The following is a 6,897-nucleotide window of genomic DNA, read 5'->3' as shown; positions in this document are numbered from 1 at the left end:
ATATCCGGCATATACATTCTTGCTCCATAATCATACATTCTTTTCTCTACTTCATTTCCTGAGATTTACCTGCTTCATTTTTCCTTGCGCGAACGCTTACTTTTTGAACTTTTTCTCTGTCCGCTTTCCAAAAATACAGATTTATTCACTTGAAAAAGAAAAATTTTGATTAATTCGGAGTTTTATCCGCCAACTTTTTTATTTCAATTGAAAAAATAAAATCATTTGTAAATTATTCAAAAAAAATATGCTGTAAATCTTCAGTTGTTTTGTTATTGGCGGTGTTGTAAATGTGGACTTGTGGGAAAAACTGTGGGTGGATTCAGCTTCGGATTTTTCCACAAATCCACATTCTTTTTCCCACTGCAAGTTGTTTTTCGTGATGTCTTTCAGAGGTTTTTCGGCTGAGATTTCATTCTGGGAACGCAGAGCGATGGAAGCGCAGTGGTTTCCACGAAGCAAAGGAAAGCATTTTACATAATCCCAAATTATAGGCACTGATGGACTTTGTGCGTAGTGAAGCAAAGCGGAACGGAGAACAACGTTTTGGCGATGGACGTGCGTATAATTTTGATTATGTAATTTGCTGTGGCTTATTTGGGAGAGTTTGAGAGTTTTAACTGATGTATTTTTCAATTTCCTGTTTCAGATTTTCGAGTTCTGTCTGATTAAAATATTCCAGACTTCTTAAATATCTAAATCCTGCTTTATACTGAACTTCCCGTAAATTATATTGTTTCAGCCATAAATTAATCCTGCTGTTTCTAATGAGCTGTAAACTTTCAATATTAATCTGTTTTCGGATTTCTTTTGTGATACTGCTAAATTTTGTATTTTCTCCAATAATAAATAGTTTTTCGGTTTCTTTTATCGTCTTTGAGATTTGTAATAATTCTGTTCTTGTTTCTGTAATGTATTTGTAAAGCTCTAATATTTGTGATGCTTTGAGTGGTAAAATCCTTTCTTTTAGTCTGTTTTCGGTGGCTTTCGGAACTTTTATCATTCCTTTTTCTAAATCAATATTCTGTACCTGTAATGCTCTTAAACATCCTGAACTTAATCCCTGATAAATCATAAGTCCCAAAATAATCTGATTGCGTTTTCCAAATAAACTGAACTGTCCTTTTTTATATTTCTTTTCTCTAAATTCTTGCTCGATATTCTGTAATTCTTCTTCTGCTAAAAATCCTGTAATTAAAGGTCTTTTTGGTGTTTTTATCCTAAAATCTTTTAACGGATGATCTTTTCTTTTTCCTGTGATCTGTAAGTATTCAAAATACTGTTCTATGGTTCTGATCTGATTATTAACAGTAATTAATGTATATTTTTTCTGTTGTAACTCTACCATTTTTAATAATTCCTGAGTACCCAGTTTATCAAAATTCTGTTTTCGGGAACATAGATTTTTCCATAATATAATCTGCTTTTCTTTTTCTACGAGTGTTCTTTCTGCATAATGATACTGATCTTTCAGATATTTAATAAATCCATTCATCTAATCTTTTAATTTTTAAATCTCTAAATCTTTTAATCTAAATATGTGTGTATCTCTGTGTACTTTCTAAACTTCTGTGTCCTAAAAATCTACTGACTTTCTTTAGTTCCATTCCGTTTTTCAGTAAGTGGGTTGCTATACTGTGTCTTAATAAATGGGGGTAAATTCTTTTTGGTTGTTGGTTGCCGGTTGTTAGTTTTTGGTTGTTTGATGATATTTTTTTGATAATAAATTCTATTCCTGAAGGAGTTAGGTTTCCCTGTAATCCCTGTAAAAAACATTCTCCTTTTTCTTCTCTTATCTGTAAATATTCTGTGAATATTTCCAATGCTTTGCTGTGTATGGGAACTTCTCTCTGATAGCCTGTTTTGGTTTTTCTTATCAGGACTTTTGCATTTTCTAAATCTACGTCCTCTAATAACAGTTCTGCTGATTCTCCAGCTCTTAATCCTAAATAATACAGACAGCATATAACGGCTTTATCTCTTATATGTACAGCACTTTCGATAAGGCTTTGTACTTCTTCCGGACTGAGTATTTCTATGGGTAAATGATTTCTTTTTAAGAGTTTACAGATGATAAGATAGGTTTCTTCTTTCTGCTTAATTTCTTTTTGATAGTTTTTATAGAGTTTTAATGCGTACAGATGATTGTTGATGGTACTAATGCTTATTGTTTTCTCAGGATTGTTTTTGTGTTTTCTTTGCTTCAGATAGCTAATGTATTCTAATGATGGATTTCCTTTTTCTATGTAATGCAGATATTCATTAACCATAGACAGCATATTCCTGATATTCTTCTTCTGATAGTTCCGAAGTTCTAAATACTTTCTAAATTCTTCCATCTATGACTGATTTGCTTTTGTACTATTTTGGATTTTTCCGAACACTAACTAAATTTCCTGTATTTATCGGGTCATAACTGTACTTTAGTGTTCGTTTTGCTTCCGTTTGGTGTTCGCTTGTGTTCGGTAGCGTTCGATTTTAGTTGTTCCAACTGCTTTGTAAAAGCCTCTTTTAAATCTTTCCTAACCTTCTGAATATTATCGCTGTAAGAGATTCTATATTTAAATCCTTTGTTCGCAAAACCGATTTGTTTTAGATATTCTAACCGTACTAATTCATTGAGATAAAATTGTAACTGTGTCTTCTTAAATCCTGTAATCTCCATTGCATTAAACCTTGTAAAATGCTCTTCTTTAAAGGCTTTCTTTAGTTTCTCAAAAAACTGTCTCAGACTGCCGTCTAATTCATCTATTTTTAAAATGATACTCTCGAATAATATTTCTACAGCGTTCTCAATATCTTCAATCTCTGTAACCAAAAAATTGTTTTTAATTTCTCTCTGATATTGATTTAAAAAAGTTACCTGCTTAATTATAGCCTGAAACATTTCGTTTAAACGCCTTTTATTCTTTACATTATTAGGTAACTGTATCTGTGTTGCATAGGGATTTACAACCTCGTAATGTTTTAGATTTCTGACAATACTTTGCATCTGGCTTATGGCTTTTTGCTCTTGGCTCTTATCAATTTCTCCGGCATTTCTGCGGTTCTGATAATGGATGATTCTTTCTGTCTGTTCTTCGCTTTCATTCACTGCTACTATAAAACTACGGTTCATATTATCCTCATACGTTTCTCCTTTCGTTGTTGCAGACAAAGAACTAAATTGTCCTTTTACTATTTTATGGGAAGATTTATTATTTCCTTTTTTATCCTTGATGGTTACAGAACTTCTCAAAACCTGATTGCTTATAAATTCTCGTAATGCATAGAGTGCATCTTCTTTTAATCCGTCTAAATCTTCAATAATAATGATCTTCTGGAATAAATCGAACTCACCCCAATTGTATAAACTGGATTCTGTAATTCGGGTAAATCTCAGTACGTCTTCCTGTGGCATTAAGTCTGCAATTCTTGATATGATATGTGTTTTCCCGCTTCCTGAGCTTCCCTGTACAATTCCATGTAACGGACTTTTATTCAGGTAGCTTATTGTGATTAAAAAGAGTAGTAATCTGCTGTTTTCCTCACCGATTATTCCGGATTGTTCAATTAACTGATTCAGGTTTTTCAGAAGATCCTTTTGGCTTAAAAATTCGGTCGCGGACAAATTCGGGGATGTTTTCGGGGGTATGCTTTTGTTTTCCTCTGTAAAATCAACACTTTTTGTAGTCTTGCCAAGACTCGAACCCTTTTCTTTTTCATCTGAAAAAATAAATTTTCGCTTGTCCAATAATCCTAAAAATATAGTTTCATCATGCAACTGCAACGTTTCATTAACATCATTATTCGGCAATTCAACAAAAGAGATTTTAATTTTTGGATTATAGATTTTAAATTCTTTAGAATACTTTTCTACTGCGGTTTTTCCTGCATCGTCTTGGTCAAAACAAAAAATTATTTCTTTAGATTCTTCGCTGTGCTCGGAATGACACCAGTCTTTTATTGCCTGTAAAATCTCCTCGTTCAATCCATTGGTTCCAAAACAACTTATTAAGCTGTAATTGTCTCGTATTTCTTTGATTTGAAGTAAACTTGCACAATCGATGATCGCTTCTGTAAGAATGAGTTTGAGAGTTTGAGGGTTTGGGTAATGAGGATAAATTCCTTTTCGGTCTTTTAAGTAAAAATGTTTCGCTTTATCATCATTTAAAATGCTTCTTCCGTAAATGCTTACAATTTCATTGTCTTTGTTTTTCAAAGGAAAAATCAAACATTTATTGGCAAAAACCTGATAGCCTTTTTCTTTCGTCCTGTTGTTAATTAAGCCTTTATCTAACAGTAATCCTGTTTCTACTGAATATTTTAATAATTCTTCCGTTTTTCTTTCTCCGTGATGGAACTGACCAGAGTTGTAACCAATCTCTAAAATACTGTTGTCTAAACTTCTCTTCTCTAAATATTCTCTTGCGGGTTTACTGCTATGCAAAGCATTTTTAAAATAGGCGAACATCTTTCCTAAAAAATCTGTCCGCCATTCACCAGTACCTCTCTCTACATCTGCATTTTTATATTGACTTTGTGTTTCTGAAAAAGGAGCAGACTTCTTTCCTGAGAAATTGGTCTGCTCAAGGCTCTCCGCAGTACCTCTAATATTTTCTAAGAAGCTTTCCGCTTTCTTGATCGCTTCGTGTTTGGATATCTTCTCGTAATCTTCTATAAATTGGATAACATCTCCGGTTTTTCCACAACTGTGGCATTTGTAAAAGTTCTTTTCTAAGTTCACCTGAAGACTCGCTGTTTTATCTTCGTGCATAAAACATTTAAGCATTGAGTTTTTAGGTTGCAGGTTGTAATGCTTCAGGACTTCTGATAAACGTAACCGTTCTTTGATGGCGGAGATTTCCATTGATTTTAAAATTTCTAAAAATTTAACATTGTCAACTTTGTTTGGCAAATGTAAACATTACTTTTCTTTCAGACAACAAAAACACATTTCTTTTGTCAAACTATTTTATCTAAATTTGCTCATAATTGGTATTTTAACTTAATATTAGTCAAGTATGTTGAACATTGGAGAACGCATAACACAACTTCGTAAACAGTTTAATCTTTCGCAGGAAGATCTTGCCAAAAGGATTGAAGTTTCCAGAACAATCATCGGGAACTACGAACGTAATGCAAATACTCCCTCCATTGAAGTGCTAATGAAAATGGCAAAAACTTTTAATGTAACAGTTGATTATTTAATCGGTGAAGGTGAGATTTCTTCTTACGATAAAGAAGTAATGAAGCGCATTGAGGATATTGACAAACTCGATCCTGCAACCAAAGAACACCTGTTCTTTCTCGTGGACAACATTATCCAAAATTTTAAAACAAAACAGGCGTTTGCTAAATAACAAAACCCACCGCAATTGCGATGGGTTCTTTATTACTGCTCACGGATTACAAATCCGCAAGATTAGAGAACATTATTTTTTGAACTTCTTAATACACTGTTCAATAAATTGAGGTTGTGTAAATATCACTTTTTTGTCATTTACATACATAAATAATGAATCGTTTTTAACTGCATTGAGTTTTTTATCATGAACCTTTAAAAGAAAGATTGCCTGATAATTACCCGTTCTATCTTTTTTTGGTTCCAGATATCTTACACTTTCTCCAATTCTTATTTCGTGTTTGATACTGTCCTCTACTTTTTTATATTTTAATTCATTTGACTCAAAATCCTTTATAGTTTTAACATTTTCAAGCTCTTTTGTTAACTGTTGTTGTTGTTTATTTAAACGTATCAATTTCTGATTAGAATATTGCAATAAGAGGTCAGCTTCCTGCCATTCCATTAAAGTATCATATTTTATAAGCTGAATGGATTCTAAAGAAGAACCATCTTGTCTAAGTTCTTGTGTAATTTTTTTTTGGAGAGATTGTGTCAATTCTTCTTTAAAACTCTTGGTTTCATCTTTTTTACAAGAAAAAATAATAAATAAAATTACTATACAAATTATTTTAGCTTTCATATTATCTTGATTTCATTATTCTTCTTAATACAGAGTCTTTTTGATTATTACGTTTTATTTCATCAGCGCTAACTCTACTACTCACTGAGTCCCTTTGACTTCTGGATAGACCACTTAGATGAATATCCTGAGTTTTAACTCCGACACCGGTTATTCCGCCTCCAGATCCTCTATAAATATTAAGACCAACTGCCTGGGAACCATGATAACTAAGCGTATCGGGTTCTGCTGCTACAGCATTTGAAGAACTTTTTGTTGATCCCGCTGCTGAAACCGCTAAATCAATTAAAGACATTACATCCACCATAGTATTCATCAAACTTATTCCCTGATCCCCTCTGCTTAAACCATTATGTATTCCTCCAAAATAACCTCCCACATCTACCATTTTGTCTATATCTCCTCTGACGAATGGATTGGTATCTTCACGAGGACCAGATCCTCCAAGATTTGAATAGAAGTCTCCACCCTCATTTCCTAAATGTGATAACCATTTCCCAAGATCAAAACCTGGTTTACTTGTAATGGTTGTTCCAATTAGTGTAGTTGCAGATTCTCCATTATTAAATGTTTGACCACCTGCTGTAAAAGAACCATCAGAGTTTAAATTAAATTCCTGAACTGTTTGTCCATTTTCAACACCGAGTACTCTAGTATTATTTATAGCTGTTAAGTTAGTATAGCCATCTAATTCAGCACTACCATCATGCCATTCAATGTTTTGAGTTAAATTATTTTGATACCAATCTTTTCCTTCTCTTCCATCCGGATCGATAAACATTATTGGATTATTAAATGCATAATTATACGGACTATGACGAGTCATTTTCTCCGCCAGCGGGTCGATTACTCCCCACCTTCCAATATCCGGCATATACATTCTTGCTCCATAATCATACATTCTTTTCTCTACTTCATTTCCTGAGATTTA

Annotated in this window: 7 protein-coding genes; 1 reads left to right on the top strand and 6 read right to left on the bottom strand. The window is 33.1% G+C overall.

The window, feature by feature from the left end; translation table 11 throughout:
- Nucleotides 1–198: 198 nt before the first annotated feature.
- From DEU40_RS17615 to DEU40_RS17600, 4 genes are all read right to left on the bottom strand, one after another.
- Nucleotides 199–636, bottom strand: coding sequence for a hypothetical protein (locus DEU40_RS17615; protein ID WP_146207873.1), 438 nt, complete (start codon nucleotides 634–636; stop codon nucleotides 199–201).
- A complete protein-coding gene (locus DEU40_RS17610) occupies nucleotides 617–1,495 on the bottom strand; it encodes a tyrosine-type recombinase/integrase (RefSeq protein ID WP_110011049.1) in 879 nt (292 codons plus the stop codon). The genes DEU40_RS17615 and DEU40_RS17610 overlap by 20 nt, the downstream gene beginning before the upstream one ends.
- 37 nt (nucleotides 1,496–1,532) lie before the next feature.
- On the bottom strand, nucleotides 1,533–2,339 hold the full coding sequence (locus DEU40_RS17605; RefSeq protein ID WP_110011048.1) for a tyrosine-type recombinase/integrase: 807 nt from the start codon (nucleotides 2,337–2,339) through the stop codon (nucleotides 1,533–1,535).
- 71 nt (nucleotides 2,340–2,410) lie between these two features.
- Nucleotides 2,411–4,849 carry a CHC2 zinc finger domain-containing protein gene (locus tag DEU40_RS17600; RefSeq protein ID WP_110011047.1) on the bottom strand — a complete coding sequence of 813 codons (2,439 nt, stop codon included), beginning with the start codon at nucleotides 4,847–4,849 and terminating at the stop codon, nucleotides 2,411–2,413.
- 154 nt (nucleotides 4,850–5,003) lie between these two features.
- Here DEU40_RS17600 and DEU40_RS17595 point away from each other — a divergent pair, with 154 nt between their 5' ends.
- Complete coding sequence (locus tag DEU40_RS17595) at nucleotides 5,004–5,342, top strand: helix-turn-helix domain-containing protein (RefSeq protein ID WP_110011046.1); 339 nt, start codon at nucleotides 5,004–5,006, stop codon at nucleotides 5,340–5,342.
- Nucleotides 5,343–5,414: 72 nt separating this feature from the next.
- Here DEU40_RS17595 and DEU40_RS17590 read toward each other — a convergent pair whose 3' ends face one another.
- Nucleotides 5,415–5,966 carry a hypothetical protein gene (locus DEU40_RS17590; RefSeq protein ID WP_110011045.1) on the bottom strand — a complete coding sequence of 184 codons (552 nt, stop codon included), beginning with the start codon at nucleotides 5,964–5,966 and terminating at the stop codon, nucleotides 5,415–5,417.
- A gap of 1 nt (nucleotide 5,967) precedes the next feature.
- On the bottom strand, nucleotides 5,968–6,867 hold the full coding sequence (locus DEU40_RS17585) for an RHS repeat-associated core domain-containing protein (protein ID WP_110011051.1): 900 nt from the start codon (nucleotides 6,865–6,867) through the stop codon (nucleotides 5,968–5,970).
- Nucleotides 6,868–6,897: the final 30 nt, after the last annotated feature.

The sequence above is a fragment of the Chryseobacterium sp. AG844 genome, from assembly GCF_003182335.1.
GTDB lineage: Bacteria > Bacteroidota > Bacteroidia > Flavobacteriales > Weeksellaceae > Chryseobacterium > Chryseobacterium cupriresistens.
Note: the sequence above shows the minus strand (reverse complement) of the source record. Positions and strands in the feature narration are given on the sequence as shown.

Bases quoted from the DNA above. Each gene is read 5' to 3' on its own strand.
- DEU40_RS17610 (WP_110011049.1), bottom strand. From the start codon at position 1,495: ATGAATGGATTTATTAAATATCTGAAAGATCAGTATCATTATGCAGAA.
- DEU40_RS17585 (WP_110011051.1), bottom strand. From the start codon at position 6,867: ATGTATGATTATGGAGCAAGAATGTATATGCCGGATATTGGAAGGTGG.
- DEU40_RS17595 (WP_110011046.1), top strand. From the start codon at position 5,004: ATGTTGAACATTGGAGAACGCATAACACAACTTCGTAAACAGTTTAAT.
- DEU40_RS17605 (WP_110011048.1), bottom strand. From the start codon at position 2,339: ATGGAAGAATTTAGAAAGTATTTAGAACTTCGGAACTATCAGAAGAAG.
- DEU40_RS17600 (WP_110011047.1), bottom strand. From the start codon at position 4,849: ATGGAAATCTCCGCCATCAAAGAACGGTTACGTTTATCAGAAGTCCTG.
- DEU40_RS17590 (WP_110011045.1), bottom strand. From the start codon at position 5,966: ATGAAAGCTAAAATAATTTGTATAGTAATTTTATTTATTATTTTTTCT.